Below are 18,998 nucleotides of genomic sequence, written 5' to 3'. Positions count from 1 at the left end.
TCAATACAGTTCAGAATGAGCAACAAAACCCTCATGTAGAGATGTGATTTATCGCGTTTTGAAAGACCAATTATCCTTAAATGAACCGTATTGCTTTGTATTCAAAAGCCTTTGAATTTGAAACCCCCATTCACTAGTAAGGAATGGGGGCTAGGGGGGTAGATTTTTGAGGTTCAGATGTAAGCAATAATGCTTTTCAAATAACCTCTTAAAAGACTGGGTTAGAGAATGAGAGTTATCAAATTTCCGCAATTTAAATGCTCCTCTCACAAGTGGAGTTTTAACTTCCTTGGTTGTAAATACAAGAGTGTAAATTCAGATAAATAAAGCTGAGGAGCGAGCTGAAATTGCGTTGCTCTAAAGTCATCAAAGATTTGAAACTGTAGAGTTATTTCCCAACTGTAGTAGGACTAAACAAAGCTGACATAATAGCTGGTTAACTGTATATCAGTCCGATCTTGAACTACTGCTAACAAGTCACCATCATTCTGATATATGAGTGTATCAAGGTCACTAGTTCCTTCATAATTTGCAGTACCAAGATAAAAAGAACTTGCACTTCCTTTCAGTTGGATATAGTCATTCGTAGGATTGTAGTCTTGTATCGTAGCGTAGCCACCTCCCTGATAATAGTTTCCATCATAGGATGTACCTAAAACAAACCTATCGTAGCCATCGCCACCATTTAAGACATCATATTCATAACCGTCGTAGGCAGTTGAGCTAGAACCGTATAAAGTATCGTTACCAGCTCCACCATATAAGTTGTCACTACCAGAGTCTCCGTATAAGACATCGTTACCTGTCCAACCATATAGGTAGTCATTGCCGCTATATCCATAGAGGTAATCGTCGTTAGTATTGCCATAGATAGTATCATTTCCCTCATAAGCATAGGCAAAAACACTGTCTGAACCAGTGTAGTTTAGATAATCATTTCCGCTTGTGCCGTAATAGTAATAAGCCATGTCTTTGACCTCAATAAATAATTTAGTTAGATTCTCGATCGCTTTGATCTTACATAGATTCTAAAGGGCTAGTATCAAGCTTGTCGGTCGGAAAAGGTCGGGAAAAGGTCGGGTTCTTTTTCGTAGATTTACGTAAACTTTTTACAAAAAATCAAGTTTATGGTGTGAATATTGTAGTGAGCCTGTATTACTACCGAAATAAATGACGGTTGAAGAAGCGATCGCGATAGTTGAGCAATTATTGGAACGAGGACGCTTAACGAGAGCGCAAGAGATTGTATTTCGCTACGCTTGGGAAGGAAAAACTTATCTCGAAATGGCGCGAGCAGTCACTTATGACCCCGGTCACATCAAAGATGTTGGCTCGGAATTATGGCGATCGCTCTCTCAAGCTTTGGGCGAAAAAGTTACCAAAAATAACCTGCAAGGAGTGCTGAAGCGAACTGCACAGCGACAACAGGACATAAACACCTCCTCAACCTTAAACTTTCAACCCTTTACGAACTATACAAATTGGGGAGAAGCAATCGACGTTTCCCAGTTCTATGGACGTACTACAGAATTAGAAACCCTCAGCCAATGGATTGTGAGAGATGCCTGCGGCGGTAAACAACGCGCTCGTGTAGTCACACTGTTAGGTATGGGTGGTATCGGTAAAACCGCGCTATCGGTGAAGTTAGCAGAACAATTGCAGGGAGAATTTGAATATGTGATTTGGCGATCGCTCAGGCACGCACCCTTTTTCTATAACAAGGTGACAGACTACATCAAAATCCTTTCTCATCAGCAAGTTACCACATTGCCTGCTTCCCCCCATGAGCAAATTACTTGTTTAATCGAGTATCTCCGCAAATCTCGATGCTTGCTGATTCTGGATAATTTCGACACATTATTGCAGCAAGGTACAGGGACTGGCTGTTACCGTGAGGGCTACGAATCCTACGGTGAACTCCTATGGCGATTGGGAGAGACTGGGCATCAAAGCTGTGTCCTGCTCACCAGCCGAGAAAAACCTAATGAAATCGCCGCCTTGGAAGGTGATGCTTTGCCAGTCCGTACCCTTGCTTTATCAGGATTAGAAGTCGCAGCTGGGCAAACAATTCTGAAACTCAAAGGGCTATCAGGCTCCGAGGACGAAACCCGCCAACTGGTTGAATGTTACGGTGGTAATCCCCTAGCTTTGAAAATTGCCGCCACTTCCATTCGGGACTTACATGAAGGTAACATCGCCTGCTTCTTTGCTGAAGGCACAACCGTATTTCAGGGCATTGGCAATCTTCTAGAACAACAATTCAAAAGACTCTCTACGTCTGAGCAGCAAGTGATGTACTGGCTGGCAATTAATCGGGGCAAGCTTTCCTCGACAGAATTGCAAACAGCTTTTACACCAATATTGCCTAAGCCTAAGTTAATCTCAGTCCTCGAATCTTTACGCTGGCGTAGCTTGATAGAAAGCAATACTGGAGGATTCACACAGCAACCTATGGTAATGGAATATGTGATAAAGTGCTTGATTGAGCAAGTCTGCGAGGAAATCGTCACAGAATCACCGCAATATCTGCTGACCTATGCTTCGATGCAAGCCCAGGCAAAAGACTACATCCACGATAGTCAAATTCATCTGATTGTAAGACCTATTCTAAATCAACTCCGAATAACCCTTGGCTCTGCTGATCGGCTTGAGGATAAACTTGGCAGACTAGTTAGAAAGCTCCAAAATGAAAAACCCTATCCACAAGAGGATGAAGTTTTTAGGCATAGGGAATGGGATAAGCAGATAAGAGGGCGCAGGAACAAGGCAGGCTCAAACAGTCAGAAGCAATCCCATCCCATTCTGGCTTCGCCCAGATAATATCATGTCCGGTTAAAGACTTATCATTAAGACCGCAGAGGGGCAGAGGGGCAGAGGTGCAGAGGGGAGGGGTTTTTGGGCTTTCTGCATAGAGAAAGGGAATTATAACTAATTAGCCGGACATCATAATTATTTAGTTGAAAAACGTTTTAAATCTTGTAAAACTGCGGTGGCTGATTGATAGCGATCGCTAAAATGATAGCAAACCATTTTATCTAAAATTGCCGCTAATTCTTCACTCACTTGCACGGTTTGCCGCCACATCACATTACCCGTTTCTGGATCTGGATGAAGTTCTTGCGGTGGTATCCCAGTGATGGCTTGAATAGCAATCATTCCTAAAGCATAAATATCACTGCATAAGCGGGGATGACCGGCAAATTGTTCTGGAGGTGCATAACCCCGTGTCCCAATGGCTACTGTCGCTAATTCTGTTTGCTCACTACTCGGCGGTTGCATCAATTTGACAGCACCAAAGTCAATCAATACCAAGCGATTATTTTGAGCGCATCTAATAATATTAGTCGGTTTAAGATCCCGATGAATCACTCGATGTTGATGAACAAATTCTAGAACTTCTAAAACTTGTTTGAGCATTTCCATCACAAATGATTCGTTTTGGACATTTTGTACGGGTGGTAATTCTTCGCTTAGGGTATGTCCCTCAATATATTGTTGGATTAAATAAAATTCTTGGTTATCTTCAAAATAAGCAAGTAGTTCAGGAATCTGATGATGTTTACCCAAAATTTCTAAAATTTCAGCTTCACTATGAAACAATCTGCGGGCGACTTGCAAAAATCGTGCATCTTGGCGAGCTGGCATTAACTTTTTAACTACACAAGTAGGATTACCCGGTCGTTGAGTATCCTGTGCTAAATAAGTGCGACCAAATCCACCTGCACCAAGAGTTTTAGAGATTTTGTAGCGTCCACTCAAAAGCAAATCACCTGATTTTGTTTCTGGTGAATCAATTGGGGGAAGAAAGTCAACAGACGAGTCGGGAATTGCTGTTTTATCTTCTAAGAGTACATTTAATTGAGCGATCGCTTCTTGTTGTTTTTCAACTTGCAGAACAATCACCTGAGTTTGCCGCTGATTTTGGTAGCTAGTATAAGCAATCACACAGATACTACTAATTACCAAAGCAAGAGCAGGAGGGATTAATGGCACCCATCCAGCTTGTAAAAATAAAGCAACGCAGATTACTACTAAGCCAAATAGAGTTATCGTTCCCACCACTAGCAAAAGCAGCGGATTTTGCCACCGCCATGCTAAAACACCACCTAATAGCGACCAGCCCCATACCCAAATAAATTCCGCCCAGTCGGGCCAATACCAAATCAAGGGTCGCCCATCCAACACTGTACTGATGAGTTGACTTGCCATCTGTGCATGAATAAACAGAGCAGGCATTCTAGCTGGTTGATCTGGCAAAGTGCTGTAGGGTGTATAAAAGCCACCTGGAGGGATATTAGCCGCTGTGGTACCAATAATTACCAGACGGTCTTTGAATAAACTGGGGTTAACTTGGTCACTAAGAACATCTGTAAGGGTTACTTGGTCGGCGAGGCTATTGGGGTGACGATAATTTAATAATATTTGATAGCCAGCAGCATCCAAATGTTGATAGCCAGCAGAATTAGGTTGTAAAGGCACAAATAAGGTTTTACCTAACAGAAAATCTCCTTTTTTAGTGAAATCGTATTTAATGCCTTGTTTTTCTAGATAATTAATTGCAATTAATGCACCAAATGCAAATGATGTTGTACATTTCTTGTCTGTAGAGTTGGCAAATAATAAGGTACGGCGGAGAATTTGGTCGTTTTCATGATCAGCAACTACATCGCTAAACCCAACATTATCTATAGGGACATTCGGCGGCGGGGGAATTTCATCTCTATCCAAGCTGCTGAACAAACAGGTAGTGACAATGTTATCTTGATTTTGGAGATTAGCCGCCAAATTATTGTCTTCTGGGCGGAAAAGATATAAACCAACAATTCGCGGTTGATAAGACTCTATTTTCTTTAATAGCTGATTGATTCTCCGATCTGATAGAGGCCATTTCTCACGTTTGATATCTTTATCAGTAATTTTAACTAGCAAAATCCGTCGATCGGGTGCTTCTGCCGGACGCGATCGCAACATCTGGTCATAAACTCTTAACTCCCAAGGCTGTAACCATTTGAGTTCCCGAACTCCCCAGATAAAGGCGGTCACTCCTACACTGGTAACAAAAATAATTTGCAGCCAGCTTTTGCTCTTAGAAGTTTCACGGGAATCCTGAACTTTCACAAAAGGTATACGGAGTTTTTCTAATAGTCCACTAATCACGGCGTTGAGGCGGTAGCCTGAATTGGGTAGATGTTGCAGGCGCAGAAGTCAATTTTTGGAATCTAGGTTAAAAGCTAGTTAACCTGAAGCTCCTATTAATGTAGCAATTGACTTGCTATTTAAATGCTTTGACGTATTCCTACTTTGAAAGCAAGCTTACGCCCAGCGTCAACCATAGAATCAGACAAGTACTAATCATCTGTTTGAGATGTTTGAACATCTTCAACAGAACTGGTAACTGGGAAAGAAATCGGATTAGTAGATGGAGTTAGTGAATCTAACTGAGGTTGTTCAAGTGATGCTTCAATGCTGGAATCGGCAAAATAGGAGCCGACAATCTTATCATAGTTAGAAGCAACAGCTAAAAAAGCGCCACCCAAAATATAGATAGGTAATGGCAGATTAAATTCTTGCAACCAATCAAACAGTTCCGCTAAGGCAAACAGCACTAAAAAACAGGCAAGCCAAACCTTCATATTCTTATCCCCTGAATTAAAACAATTCTATTACTAGCTTAAATAGCTTGCATGATAGTTGATGTAGTACATAATCACCAACTTACAAAGTCTATAGCCGTAGACAGATGGAGTCAAAGTTATAGCATCTGCTATATCTAATCAAACAGCCAAGGATTGCACAGTTGGTTCGTGAGACTCGGTAGTGCCTCAAACTATCACAAGTAAAACTGGTAACGATGTTAGGGGTTTCGTTCCAAACTATAAACCGATGGTAAAACGGACGGACACCACCTTCGGCACTGGTTATGAAACAAATTGAAAAGCTACTATACCAAATGAGAGAACCAGGTAAGGTGCTTTTAGCCAAATACTTTCAAAATGAGGAGCAGAAACTGTGACTGCTGAAGTTCCAGCAACTATCACCCAAGACGTTGAACAGGTCTTAGCTAAGATCAGCGATGCTTTTGTCATATTGGATCGTGAATGGCGCTACACCTACGTTAATGGCAAGCTAGCTGAATTAGCTAACATAAATAAGGAAGATTTTTTAGGCAAGAGTATTTGGGAGTTTCCTGACACAGTTAATAATTTACTTTACACTCAACTGCACCGGGCTGTTACTGAACAAGTTACAGTAAATTTTGAGTATTTCTATCCAAAATGGCATCGCTGGTTGGAAAACCGCGTTTATCCCTCAGAAAGTGGTGTATCAATCTTAATTACAGATATTACTGAGCGCAAACGCAGCCAACAGCTTCTAAGTGCACAGTATGCGATCGCTCACGTCCTCTCTGAGGCAACTACGCTTGTGAATGCGGTTCCAGCTATTCTACAATCCTTGTGCGAAAGTTTAGGATGGCAAGCTGGAATAATCTGGAGTGTAGACGATGAAGCTAATGTTCTACACCGCATGAGTACTTGGTATTCATCTGATTTGGAGAAAGAACCATTTAACCAGCAGACAATTGCTTTTAGTGAAGGTTTAGCCGATCGGATTTGGGCAAGTGGTCAACCTGTTTGGATTTCAGAACCCGCCCAAAACGAGAATTTTTTTGCCGCCGCCATCGGATTTCCGATTTGCCTGGGTAATAAAATCTTAGGCGCGATCGAATTTTTCAGCGCTCAACTTTTAGAACCTGACACCAATTTACTCCAAATGATGAGTGCGATCGCCACTCAAATTGGTCAGTTCATCGAGCAGCAGCGAAGTTCATCATTACTGCAAGAAAGTGAGAAAAAATATCGTCAGATTTTTGAAATTCCAGGTGTCTCGATTGGAGAGGAAAATTCTACCATTGTTAAAGATTTAATTGATAATCTTCAAGCTCGAGAGGTTACAGATTTGCGGCAATATTTAGATGGACAGCAGCAAGTAGAAGAAAATCTTCGTCATAGTGAAGCACGCTACCGCTCACTGGCAGAAGCAAGCGCATCCATCGTTTGGAGAGCGGGGCCTTGGGGCAACGTTGTTGACGAGATCCCGACTTGGAAGGCGTTCACTGGGCAAAGTCTTGAAGAATACAAAGGATGGGGTTGGGTTGAGGCACTACACCCAGATGACCGGACATCTGTAGCTGCTATTTGGAGACAAGCCTTTTTTGGACGTAGCGTTGCAGTTGCCGAATATCGCGTTCTGCGGCATGACGGGGAATACCGTGACATGGCTATACGCGGTGTGCCTATACTTGACGAAATAGGCGAAATTCAAGAATGGGTAGGAATGTGCATGGATATCAGCGAACGCAAGCAAGCTGAGGCGGAACGCGAACAATTGCTGGCGCTACTGAAAACAGAACAGACTCGCTTGGTTGAAGCTAACGTTCTGCTTGATACCCTCTTTAATAACGCCCCTGTAGGTATTGGTCTATGGGATGAGAAATTGAGATACGTTCGGTTGAATGATGCTTTAGCTGAGATTAACGGTCTTCCCCAAGCAGCGCATATCGGTAAGACCGTTGCTCAAGTGCTACCTGGGGTAGATCGTGCGGTGATGGAAGCTTTACACCATGCGATCGACACGGGAGAATCTATTGCCCAAGAGGCCAGTGGAGAGACACCCGCCGCACCTGGAAAGCAGCGGTACTGGTCAGTAAATTATTATCCGATTGAACTACCAAGTGATATTACTTGGGTGGGTGCAATCTGCCAAGAAATCACAGAGCGCAAGCAAGCAGAAGCCGAGCGCGAACAGTTATTTGAGCGGGAGCAAGCGGCTCGTGTTGAGGCTGAAACTGCCAAAGAGCAAGTTACCAAGATTTTAGAGAGCATAACTGACGGCTTTGTTGCCTTTGATAGTGAGTGGCGCTTTACCTATCTCAATCATGAGGGAAGCAGAACTTTGGGGCGTTCCTGCGAGGATCTGCTCGGAAAAAATTTGTGGTCAGAGTTTCCAGAACTGGCTAATACTAGCTTTGGTCAACTTTATAAAAGCGCAGTTGCTCTAGGAATGCCGCTGGAGCTTGAAGATTATTACCCACCCTTTGATGCATGGTTTGCAGTTCGCGCCTATCCTTTAGCCACAGGGTTATCACTTTATTTCCGTAACATTAATGTACGCAAGCAGGCAGAGGCAAAACTGCGCGAGAGTGAGGCGTGTTTTCGGCTGCTGGCTGAGAATTCAACTGATATCATTTCCCGCCACACAGTAGATGGAACTCTTCTGTACATTTCACCAGCTTGTTACACAGTACTGGGATATCAACCAGAGCAACTAGTAGGTCATCATAGCCAGGAGTTAGTTCACCCAGACGATTTGGCAGAAATTGCCAAGAATTACCCAGTCAATGCCGATTTACCAGATATTTATACCGTTACTCACCGTGCTCGTCACAAAGACGGACATTATATCTGGTTGGAAGCAACTATTCGAGCTATTCGCGATCGCCAAACTCAAGAAATTTTAGAGATGCAAGCGTCTTCGCGAGATATCACTAAGCGTAAACAAGTGGAAGAGGAGCAGCGTTTCTTGGCTGAAGCTAGTGGGATTTTGGCTGCATCATTAGACTACGAAATAACCCTAGCAGGTTTGGCGCGTTTGGCAGTGCCGGAAATCGCTGATTGGTGCTTAGTTGATATTATTTGTGACAATCAATTAGTCCGTCGGCTTGCAACAGCCCATGCCAATCCAGAGAAACAAGAATTGGTAGAACAGTTACAAAATTATCCGCCTGATTTGGCACAAACAGCAGGTGTTGCGAAGGTAATACGGACAGGCAAATCACAAATTACTCATTTTATTTCTGATGAACAGATGCAAGGGTTAACCCACAACGCCAGTCACTTCAAAGTCCTGCAAGAACTAAATCCAACATCTGCTATGAGCGTACCGCTAATCGTTCGGGGACGGGTGTTGGGAGCGATGACTTTGGTATCTTCTTCAGGTCGTTTCTACGATACCAAAAGCCTGATGTTAGCTGAAGAGTTAGCTAGCCGAGCGGCGATCGCAGTTGATAATGCCCGACTCTACAGAGAAGCACAGCAATCTCAACAGGCGGCTTTACACGCAGCATCTCGCACTACCCGTCTGCAAGCAATTACCGCTGCCCTTTCTGAATCTTTAACTGCGACACAAGTTGTTGAAGTAATTGTAGAGCAAGGTATAGCAGCTTTGGGAGCTAGTTCTGTTTTTGTCGCACTACTGACTCAAAGCGGCACTGAATTAGAACTTGTCCGAACTGTTGGCGGGCAACAAGAAATAGTAGATTCATGGCGTCGATTCTCGATTAATGCATCCGCGCCACTGGCAGAAGTTGTAAGAACTAAACAGCCTATTTGGCAAGAGCCAACCGAAACAAGGATTGCTCGTTACTCAAATCTTGCCAAGGAATATGCTCAGTCCAACTACGGCGCTTGGATTTCGATTCCATTGCTCATCGAGGGACGAGCTATAGGTGGAATGTCTCTAGCTTTTACCGAAATTCAGCAGTTTAATCAAGATGACCAAGCCTTTATGCTGGCGCTAGCACAGCAGTGCGCTCAAGCTATGGAACGTGCCCGTTTATATGAGGCAGAGCAAACCGCCCGGAAAGCAGCAGAAAACGCCAACCGGATTAAAGACGAGTTTCTGGCAGTACTTTCTCATGAATTGCGATCGCCACTCAACCCAATTTTAGGTTGGTCAAAGCTACTCCAAACCAAAAAGCTTGATGAAAAGACAATTCCTCAAGCGCTGAAGACTATTGAGCGAAATGCGAAATTACAGGCTCAACTGATTGAAGACTTACTGGATATTTCCCGAATTTTACAAGGTAAAATCAGCTTGAATATCTACCCAGTCGATCTGACATCTGTGATTTCCGCAGCAATGGAGACTGTGCGGCTATCAGCAGAAGCTAAATCAATAGAGATGCACATCAGCCTGGAACCAAATTTGGGACAAGTTTTGGGAGACTCCAACCGATTGCAGCAAATCGTTTGGAACCTGCTCTCAAATGCTGTTAAATTTACACCTGCGGGTGGACGGGTTGATATTCGACTATCATCATGTCCTAAATCAAATTCCAACTCAGCACTAATTCAAGTCAGCGACACAGGCAAAGGTATCGACCCCAATTTTCTGCCTTACGTGTTTGAATATTTTCGCCAAGAGAACAGTAGCACCACCAGAAAATTTGGTGGGTTGGGGTTAGGATTAGCGATCGTCCGTCACTTAGTCGAACTGCATGGTGGGACAGTGCAAGTAGAAAGTGAGGGCGAAGATCGGGGGGCAACTTTTACTGTAAGATTACCGTTAATTCAAAATCAATTAGAGATTAAACAAGATAGTAGCAATTCTGAGCCATCTTCAAATTTGAATGGGGTCAAAATTTTAGTAGTGGATGATGATACAGATACGCGAGAATTTATTGTCTTCTTACTAGAGCAGTATGGGGCAAATGTGACAGCAGTAACATCAGCCAATGAAGCCTTAGCCACTTTAGCCCAATCCTTGCCAGATATACTTTTAAGTGATATTGGAATGCCAGAAGTTGATGGATGTATGTTCATGCGACAGTTGAGAACACTGCCAGCAGAACAGGGAGGAAAAATTCGCGCGATCGCACTTACCGCCTATGCTGGAGAAATGAACGCCCAACAGGTACTAAGAGCCGGATTTAACAAGCATATTGCCAAACCAGTAGAGCCAAGCGAGTTAGTAGATGCGATCGCTAACTTAATCGCTGAATAAACCTGCCTCTATCTGTTCACCATTACTTGATACAGTTAAAACTAATTGTCAGTTTTAAATCATATCTGTAAGAATATTTGCGATCGCTTGTTTCTTCTTGGGTTTTTACTTAATCAGACAATAGGCTTAACAAGTTAGTTGAGCAACTTGTTAAGCCCCTTGTTGAAGTTAGGCAAACTTCCGCTACAGTGTAATAGCTAGCTAAGTTAATAGCTGAATAAACCTGCCTCTACCTGTTTACCGTTACTTGATATTATCAGGTATGCTCGCTTTATATTGTAGCTCAGAAAGAATCCCTTGTTTGATATCAATCTTACGCGAGATGACTTTTTCATCAAAATAAAAATCAGCAACGCGCTGCTGTTCGGCAATGATCGCAGGTGTAATTTTTCTCAATTTATAAGTACGACGCTTTGCCACCTTTAGTGCAACTGCTGGAGTTAATTTCTGTTCATCAACTAAAATTTTGGCGTAATCGCTTGGGTTTTTTTCAGCCTGTTCTCCTACTTTCTGTGCTTCTTCTAAAAATACTCGCACCAATTGTGGATTTTGGGTGACAAATGCACGCCTGCCAATATAAAATCCACCAAGAGTGTTAATTCCTGCTGCATTTCTCAGATTCCGAATCGGGGTAGTACTTTCCACAGTAGCTAAAAGGGGATCGCCACCCACCCATGCGTCAGCATTGCCTTGAATAAAGGCGTCTCGGGCTTCAGGTGGAGTCAAAGCAACGATTTGAATATCGCTAATTTTTAACCCTACCTCTTTCAAAGCTTTTGCTAGTAAATACTGTGCATTAGAACCTACTTGAAAAGCAATTTTCTTCCCTTTAAGATCCGCTACTTTCTTAATGGGAGAATTAGCTTTCACCACAATACCTTGGTTCGTACCATCGCTGGGCGTGCGTCCAGTAAGATAGACAACTTCAGGGATGATACCTGGGCGTGCAGCTTGGTCAAATATTGGAGGTGTCTCTCCCACATTACCGATATCCACCTTACCTTCATTCAACGCTTTTATCAATTGCGGCCCTGCTGCAAATGGCCCAACCCAATTCACAGTTACACCCAATGTTTTTAAACGTGGCTCAACAGCTTTTTTGGACTTGACAAGATCGCCAGAACTTTGATAAGCCAAGTTAATTACTTTAGCTGGCACCGCTTGAGTGGTTTGCATAAGGCTACCAGCCAAGGGAGATAATAAAGTAAACAGTCCCAATGCAGAATATTGGACAACACGCTTTAAGACTGTACGGCGTTGTGGTTGAAATGACTTGTTCATTAGTTGTGATTTTCCTTGTAAATTTTAACTTTTACGTTGTAGGTCAGGTGCATCCACTTTTGGTAAGAACATAATTGTTTGATAGCAGAAACCCTGCTATATAGGTTGTCTAAAAAAGTCTATTTGCCAAAACTGGATGCTCCCTGTAGGTCTTACTTTCAAAAGCAAGTAAGCTCATCGGAAGTTATAATTTAAACCTCCTAAAACACCAATTCATAATGAAAATTTGAGATTATGCTAATTTAACAAATCTCCTTTTTCATCTAATAAATTGGTATTTCAGTTTGTTTAAAAAAACAAACTTCATATCTGAATTATTCTCTACTTTTCACTTATCAGTGTTGGCGGAGTAATAGCTGCATATTCTTGAGGCGTGAGTAATGCTTCTTTAACATCAATTTTTTTTGGTAATATTTTTTCGTTATAGAACAAATCAGCAACACTTTGCTGTGCTTGCATTAGTTCGGGAGTAATTCCTCTTAAGCGATAAGTAGCACGGCTAGAAATTACTTCCTGAATGGGTAAATCGATTTTGAGTACAGGCGCTATGAGTTTAGCTACTTCTTTACGATTCGCTTCTGCCCATTGACCATTTTTATCAATTTCTTCTAAAATGATCCGAACTAATTCGGGATTTTCCTTAGCAAATTCTCGTGTTCCTACATAGTATCCGCCTGGAGTACCGATATTTGTTGCATCTCTCAACACACGCGCACCGTGGAGTTTTTCTACCAAAGCTAAATGAGGATCGCCAGTTACCCAAACTGGAATAGTGCCCTGAATAAATGCACCACGAGCTTCGACATTAGGCATACTTAAAACTTGAATATCACTATATTTTAAACCTACTTCTTTTAAGGCTTGGATGATAAAATAGTGAGAAGCAGAACCTTTTTGAAAGACTACTTTTTGACCTTTGATATCAGCTAACTTTTTCATTGGAGAATCTTTCGGAACTGCGATCGCACTACCTTTACCAGAATTAGGGCCAAGTCTTCTCCCAGCCAAATAGATAATTCTTGCACCCGCAGCTTGAGCAAAGATCGGAGGAGTTTCTCCAACTGAGCCAATGTCAATTTTGCCCACATTCATTGCTTCCATAAGTTGTGGCCCTTGAGCAAATTGTGACCACTCGACTTTCAAGCCCAAAGGCTCCAAACGTTTTTCTAAAACTCCTCTGACTCTAACTAAATCACCAGAACTTTGATACCCTATTCGCAGTACCCTTGTTTTAAAAGTTATAGTCTTAGCCCCTGCTGGCTCTGCTTTCGGATCACTTCCTGTATTTGTGTTAGATACAGTTGATGTACAACTTATTAAAGTAGTAGATAAAGCCACAAAACCAGGAATTACAAATAATGCTATCTTACTGATTACTGTTGTCTGAGTTTTCACGAAATTATTAAACATTTTTTTTGCACCTCAGTTTGTAGTTAACTACTGATATAAAAACATCAGCTAACAACTTAAATTTTCCAGTTTTTTAAAATTGATTCTAATTATCGAAATAGGAGCCAAGAGTAATTCTGAATCCTGTAATATTGGTGGATAGCCCAACATTAACAAGTATGCGTACTCGCAGGCAGAAGCAAACTACGCGCAGCCTCTCGTAGAGAGCATCTTGATTCTGACTCCTGACTTCTTCTTCAATTACTTATTAGATTTAATTGAATCAGGTGTGAATGCTGCATATTCTTCTGGAGTCAGTACTCCATCTTTGACATTAACCTTTTTTGGTAAAAGTCCTTGTGCATACCATAAATCAGCTATTTGTTGTTGTTTGTTAACAACTTTATCGGTGATAGGTAACAGACCATATACTGCTTTACTATGAATTGTTTTGAGAGTAGGTACATCAATACCAACTTCACCAGTCTCAAGTTCTGCTAACTTATCAATATTTTTCTGCGACCAATCTTCAGCTTTGATAAACTCCTCTAGAAAAACTTTGAGAATCTCAGGATGCTCTTTGGCAAATTTCCGTGAGGTAGTATAAAAGCTACCAATATCTTGAAGTCCTTGTCCATCTATTAATACACGACCAAGATTTGCTTGGACATTTCTAGTAATGTAAGGTTCCCAAATTACCCAAACATCAATTCCTCCCTGACTAAAAGCTACATTTGCATCTGGAGGTGGCAGAAACAGAGATTTTACATCACTCAGTTTTAGTCCCTCTTTCTGTAACGCTTTTAGTAAGACATAATGGGCAATAGAGGCTTTTTGAAAGGAGATTTTTTTGCCCTTAAAGTCAGCAACACTTTTAATTGGAGAGTTTTTTGGTACTAAAAAAGAAACTGCTCTACCATTAAATCGAGTTGTTGCAATATACACAAGAGGTGTACCTGCGGCTTGAGCAAATATAGGTGGTGATTCAGCTGTAGCTGCAATGTCAAGGGAACCAGCATTTAACGCTTCTAAAGCTTGTGGGCCAGCAGCAAACTCTAGCCACTTGACAGTAAAATTTTTTGCTGCCAAACTTTTTTCTAGAGTTCCTTGCTTTCTCATCACTGCAAGAGAACCAAGCTTAGAATAAACAACTCGTAGTTCTTGCTTTTGTGGAGTATTAGAAACTGTTTTATTTTGAGATTGTGTACTAATTGCGGATGCTTCGTTTTGAGTAGTTTTAGTTTCTTGGCTGCAACCAACTATGCTTATTGGTATTGTGAGGGAGCAAGCAGCTATCAGTAAAGATATAGGTTTATGCTCAATTTTATATTTTGCTTCTATAGATTTAGTATTTAAGCTATACTCACGCACCGTCTTTGTCTTGCTTGTTTTTGATTGTTGCGGCTTATTGATAGGCAAATTGAGACTTTGCAAAAGTTTGAAAAGTGCCATAATACTTTTTCTATTTAAATTTAATAATTGCCGTTTTAGCGGTTTTAACGAGTGCTAATAACTCTCAATTTCAGTTTAGATATTATCAAAGTTAGTTTTGAAATAAAGTATTCATAAACACTTGTTTTAAATAAAAAAGTAAGGTTTTTACGATTTATATGTATAAGCATATACTGTGATATTTAGACAAGTTTAATCAGTCAAAAATCTAGAATAACTCTTGACTCTTGACTGCCTTAAAAATATATAGAATCAAATGCCCATTAGCTTAATCTTCTGAGCTATAAATTCTAAAAGGGACGACTACCTGCAAGGCTAACCCGCTTTAATACTCGTCGCTCATTTGGATTGAATGCTTGACGGTAATGTAAGGTAGCTTGATTATCCCAGTAGACAATATCACCTACAGACCATTTGTGTTCGTAGTAGAACTTGGGTTGAGTTAGATGTTGTCTTAACTGTTCAATCAGTTTAGATCCTTCTTCCGGCTCTAACCCGACAATTTCCACTTCTGTGGCAGCATCTAAGTAAAGATGCTTTTTACCACTCTCTGGATGAGTTCTAACTAAAGGATGGGGAAAGATGGGACTGATTAAAGGAATAGTTTTGTCCAAACGATACAAAGAGCGGGGTGCATTCCGATCTCGCAAAAATGGGTTGTAGGTAATCAACTGTAAATCTGCAATCCGTTCTTTGGTGGCTTCATCTAATGCCTCATAGGCTAAATTGGTGTTTAACCAATAAGTATCTCCACCATGAGTTGGTATTTCCAAAGCATAAAGAAGCGAACCACTAGACGGGGTAGGAGTCCATTTGTGATCGGAATGGAAAGTGAGTTCTCCAGTACCGGTATAGCCACCATCGACATTGGAAATCGGAATCACTACCGGAGTTTCTCCTGGTTTAGAAGCCAATACTGGAGTTTCATCAGATGGTACAAAGAGTGCGCCAAAGTATAAAGAAAAGTTCAAAAGTTGTTCATCGGAGAGCTTTTGGTGTTTGAAGATCAAGATGTGGCGATCGCGCAGAGCTTCCTTAAGTTGTAATATGACTTCAGGTGCGATCGGTTGACTGGCATCCAGATCGGTAACTATAGCTCCCAAAGGGGCATCAATAGACCTAATTTTAACCTTTGTCAAAGTCGAGGTAGGCATAATATTCTCCTGGATTTTAGTTTCTTCTTGGGGATAACTACTTATTCGCTAGAACCTCTGAAGGAGTAATTTTGGCGTATTCTTCAGGTGTCAAAAAACCGTCTTTAACATTCACCTTCTTAGGAATAAGTCCTAAGCTGTACCACTTGTCTGCAACTTCCTGTTGCTTGGTAATAGTTTTATCAGTGATTGGTCGCAGTCCATAGTCATATTTCTTATGCATTATTTCTAGAGTTGGTGGATCTAACTGAGTTACAGGAGCAAGTAATTGTGCAACTTCTTTAGGATGATCCTTAGTCCAAATTTCCGCCTTTTCTAACTCCTCTAGAAACACTTTGATAACATCAGGATGAGCCTGATAAAATTGGCGTGAAGTTGAATAAAAGTTGCCAGTATCCCGCAACTTCCCACCATCTGCTAAAACACGAGCTATTTTCTTTTGTACATTTCTGGTAGCGAATGGCTCCCAAATATACCAAGCATCCACCTTGTTCTGACTAAATGCCGCATTTGCATCTGGTGGCGCTAGAAAAACTGATTGGACATCGCTCAGTTTTAGTCCGGCATCTTCTAACGCTTTAACTAATAAGTAGTGACCGATAGAAGCTTTCTGAAAAGCTACTTTTTTACCCTTCAAATCGGCAACACTCTTAACAGGAGAGTTTACAGGAACTAAAAGTGAAATAGCTTTACCACTAGGGCGTGTAGTAGCTAGATAAACAAGAGGCGCTCCGGCTGCTTGTGAAAAGATAGGAGGCGATTCGGCTGTGGATGCGATATCCAGTCCATTGGCATTTAGGGCTTCTAGCTGTTGTGGCCCAGCCGCAAACTCAGCCCACTGTACTTTAAAACCCAGAGGCTCTAATCGCTTTTCCAAGGAACCCTGTTTTTCTAAAACTGCTAAAGCTGAAAGTTGTTTTGAACGTACAATCCGTACTACTTGCTTCTCAGTTGACTTCTGTGTAGTGCTAGATGCACCTACAGACTCAGGGGAAGCTGATGACTGCTGAGTGTTATTTTTGGCTTCGCCACAACTCGATAAGACTGTCGATAGCATTAAGCAGTAGCCCAAAGCAAACAACAACGAACGACGCGTTGCTCTCTGGTTTTTCCTGAATTCAAACTTTCCTTTTGAAGCTGGCATGGGTTGTTTTATTTATTCCTTGATCGGTGGTCAGAACATTTATGATTAATTGCGGTCTAAATAACCAAAAAAACTCTTGTTTATTAATATAGTTGAAAATTAGACTAATTAAATATTTTTTCAGCTATAAAATCATGGTATTAATTTACGTCAAGCTATTATTATGATTGCCTTTAAATTGTGTAAAGTTATTATAAATAAATAAAATTTTGCACGACGCTGTTGATTGTAAACAGCTACAACAGCCTGTAAAATCCTTATCAAATACATCGAAAAAATAATCTAGTACTGGGTCTAAATTTACAACTGATTGCATTCTGAATTATGATTTCTCTTGTAATAAATTAACTCTTAGGTTTCCATACTGCATCTTTGATTTGAAAAGTTTTAGGAATCAGCTTTTGACTGTAGAAAAGTTCAACTACTTGCTGTTGTTCAGCGACAAATTCATCAGTTATATCAAACACCCCTAAGATAGGTCGCCTTTCTAAAGCCCATTTCCAGACTCCCGGTTCTTGTCTAGTTTGCGCTGCTAACAAATTAGCAACTTCATTGGGGTTAGCTTTAGCCCATTCTTCTACTTTTCTTTGTTCTTCTAAAATTATCTTTACTAAGTCGGGGTGATTTTCAGCAAAATTGCGTGTAGCGATATAGTAGGCCCTTTGGGGAGCGACATCAGAACCTTTGGCTAGAACTCGTATTTCATTTTCTCGCTCTTTTCGAGCATAAAACGGATCGCTAGTAGGTAAAACATCAACCCTGGCACTTTCAAAAGCAACCTGACTTTCTGGAATAGTCAAATAAACAGGTTGAATATCATTGAGAGTTAATCCAGCACTTGCTATAGCTTTTAAAAGTAAATATTGTAGAGCTGTTCCTTTTTGGATAGCAACTTTCTTACCCTTGAGTTCCGCAAGAGTTTTGATTGGTGAATCCTTACGGACAATAACTGCTTGAGCGCCTGCGTTGGAGCCAGTTGCAGCAACATAAACAATGGGGTTATCACCAGCTTGAGCAAAAATTGGTGGCAGATTTCCAACGTTGCCAATATCAACACTGTTTGCAGCCATTGCTTCCATCATTGGCGGGCCGCCTCGAAATTCTATCCACTTGATAGCAATGCCGTCAGCAGCAAAGCGCTTTTCCAAATAGCCCTGAGCTTTGAGTAGGTTCAGACCTGGTGTACCACTCTGATGGCCAATATTGATAACCTCTAGTTTTTTTGAGCTTGCAGTAGTTGGCTCAACTTGGGGAGTATTGCTTTGAGTGCTTGGAGAGCTACAGCCTGTAACTAACAGGAAGGTCGTAAACGCCAGCAAAAAATAACGAGCTATATTCGCAGGCAACCATGACTTTCTGTAGCTTATGAACATGATTCAATGTAATTTATCGAAGTAAGTGGATATTTTTATTTTTTATTTTGTTGGGCTGAATTTTATTGGTAATTCAGATTTAAAAATTAGACAATTGGGTTTTCAAAATGCGATAAATCTAAGACGTGATTTATCGCGTCTCTACAAGGGGATTGGGCTTGTATGAATGGATTTGGTTATAGATACTTTGACCACTTTTATAAAAATCATTTTTATCATGTTTACGTGTCATGGAGAAGATTTTTTTAATAAATAAAAATAATTTTTGGGAATTTATAAAATAGAAAAGAGAGTGGGTATTACCCACCCTATAACGACTCGAGGAACTGAGAATTTAAGAATTGAGAGGGAAAAATTTAGGAAGTGGAGTGAGAAGGCCCCACTCCAGGAGGGTGCTAGTGGAAGATTTAAATTTGTGGCGTT

At 41.2% G+C, this 18,998-nt stretch carries 11 protein-coding genes; 2 read left to right on the top strand and 9 right to left on the bottom strand.

Features of this window, described 5'->3' with window-relative positions:
• Positions 1-410: 410 nt before the first annotated feature.
• Positions 411-968: a hypothetical protein gene (locus tag RMY16_RS04225; RefSeq protein WP_322735310.1), complete on the bottom strand. Its 558-nt coding sequence runs from the start codon at positions 966-968 to the stop codon at positions 411-413.
• 202 nt (positions 969-1,170) lie between these two features.
• Between RMY16_RS04225 and RMY16_RS04220 the strand changes: the two genes are divergently transcribed.
• Entirely contained in the window at positions 1,171-2,820 is a 1,650-nt protein-coding gene (locus RMY16_RS04220; protein WP_322735309.1) for an NB-ARC domain-containing protein, read from the top strand.
• Positions 2,821-2,949: 129 nt separating this feature from the next.
• Here the strand turns inward: RMY16_RS04220 and RMY16_RS04215 are convergent, their stop codons facing one another.
• On the bottom strand, positions 2,950-5,157 hold the full coding sequence (locus tag RMY16_RS04215) for a CHASE2 domain-containing serine/threonine-protein kinase (protein ID WP_322735308.1): 2,208 nt from the start codon (positions 5,155-5,157) through the stop codon (positions 2,950-2,952).
• A gap of 191 nt (positions 5,158-5,348) precedes the next feature.
• Complete coding sequence (locus tag RMY16_RS04210) at positions 5,349-5,633, bottom strand: hypothetical protein (RefSeq protein WP_322662382.1); 285 nt, start codon at positions 5,631-5,633, stop codon at positions 5,349-5,351.
• 376 nt (positions 5,634-6,009) lie between these two features.
• On the opposite strand from RMY16_RS04210, the gene RMY16_RS04205 reads away from it, so the two are divergent.
• A complete protein-coding gene (locus RMY16_RS04205; RefSeq protein ID WP_322735307.1) occupies positions 6,010-10,782 on the top strand; it encodes a PAS domain S-box protein in 4,773 nt (1,590 codons plus the stop codon).
• Positions 10,783-11,025: 243 nt separating this feature from the next.
• Here RMY16_RS04205 and RMY16_RS04200 read toward each other — a convergent pair whose 3' ends face one another.
• The 6 genes from RMY16_RS04200 to RMY16_RS04175 form a co-directional block, all read right to left on the bottom strand.
• Positions 11,026-12,063, bottom strand: coding sequence for an aliphatic sulfonate ABC transporter substrate-binding protein (locus tag RMY16_RS04200; protein ID WP_322735306.1), 1,038 nt, complete (start codon positions 12,061-12,063; stop codon positions 11,026-11,028).
• Positions 12,064-12,384: 321 nt separating this feature from the next.
• A complete protein-coding gene (locus RMY16_RS04195; protein WP_322735305.1) occupies positions 12,385-13,473 on the bottom strand; it encodes a sulfonate ABC transporter substrate-binding protein in 1,089 nt (362 codons plus the stop codon).
• Between the two features lie 240 nt (positions 13,474-13,713).
• A complete protein-coding gene (locus tag RMY16_RS04190) occupies positions 13,714-14,904 on the bottom strand; it encodes an aliphatic sulfonate ABC transporter substrate-binding protein (protein ID WP_322735304.1) in 1,191 nt (396 codons plus the stop codon).
• A gap of 290 nt (positions 14,905-15,194) precedes the next feature.
• Complete coding sequence (locus RMY16_RS04185) at positions 15,195-16,058, bottom strand: TauD/TfdA family dioxygenase (RefSeq protein ID WP_322735303.1); 864 nt, start codon at positions 16,056-16,058, stop codon at positions 15,195-15,197.
• Between the two features lie 37 nt (positions 16,059-16,095).
• The gene (locus RMY16_RS04180; protein WP_322735302.1) at positions 16,096-17,202 is read right to left on the bottom strand and encodes an aliphatic sulfonate ABC transporter substrate-binding protein; all 1,107 of its coding nucleotides are present in this window, start codon (positions 17,200-17,202) and stop codon (positions 16,096-16,098) included.
• Positions 17,203-17,546: 344 nt separating this feature from the next.
• Positions 17,547-18,575: an aliphatic sulfonate ABC transporter substrate-binding protein gene (locus tag RMY16_RS04175; RefSeq protein ID WP_322735301.1), complete on the bottom strand. Its 1,029-nt coding sequence runs from the start codon at positions 18,573-18,575 to the stop codon at positions 17,547-17,549.
• Positions 18,576-18,998: the final 423 nt, after the last annotated feature.

Origin of the sequence: Nostoc sp. DedQUE12b, from assembly GCF_034530835.1 — a bacterium.
Lineage (GTDB): Bacteria > Cyanobacteriota > Cyanobacteriia > Cyanobacteriales > Nostocaceae > Nostoc.
This window is presented reverse-complemented; position numbering and strand designations above follow the sequence as displayed.

Coding starts and splice junctions, on each gene's coding strand:
- RMY16_RS04225 (WP_322735310.1), bottom strand. CDS start 968: ATGGCTTATTACTATTACGGCACAAGCGGAAATGATTATCTAAACTAC.
- RMY16_RS04220 (WP_322735309.1), top strand. CDS start 1,171: ATGACGGTTGAAGAAGCGATCGCGATAGTTGAGCAATTATTGGAACGA.
- RMY16_RS04210 (WP_322662382.1), bottom strand. CDS start 5,633: ATGAAGGTTTGGCTTGCCTGTTTTTTAGTGCTGTTTGCCTTAGCGGAA.
- RMY16_RS04200 (WP_322735306.1), bottom strand. CDS start 12,063: ATGAACAAGTCATTTCAACCACAACGCCGTACAGTCTTAAAGCGTGTT.
- RMY16_RS04195 (WP_322735305.1), bottom strand. CDS start 13,473: ATGTTTAATAATTTCGTGAAAACTCAGACAACAGTAATCAGTAAGATA.
- RMY16_RS04190 (WP_322735304.1), bottom strand. CDS start 14,904: ATGGCACTTTTCAAACTTTTGCAAAGTCTCAATTTGCCTATCAATAAG.
- RMY16_RS04185 (WP_322735303.1), bottom strand. CDS start 16,058: ATGCCTACCTCGACTTTGACAAAGGTTAAAATTAGGTCTATTGATGCC.
- RMY16_RS04180 (WP_322735302.1), bottom strand. CDS start 17,202: ATGCCAGCTTCAAAAGGAAAGTTTGAATTCAGGAAAAACCAGAGAGCA.
- RMY16_RS04175 (WP_322735301.1), bottom strand. CDS start 18,575: ATGTTCATAAGCTACAGAAAGTCATGGTTGCCTGCGAATATAGCTCGT.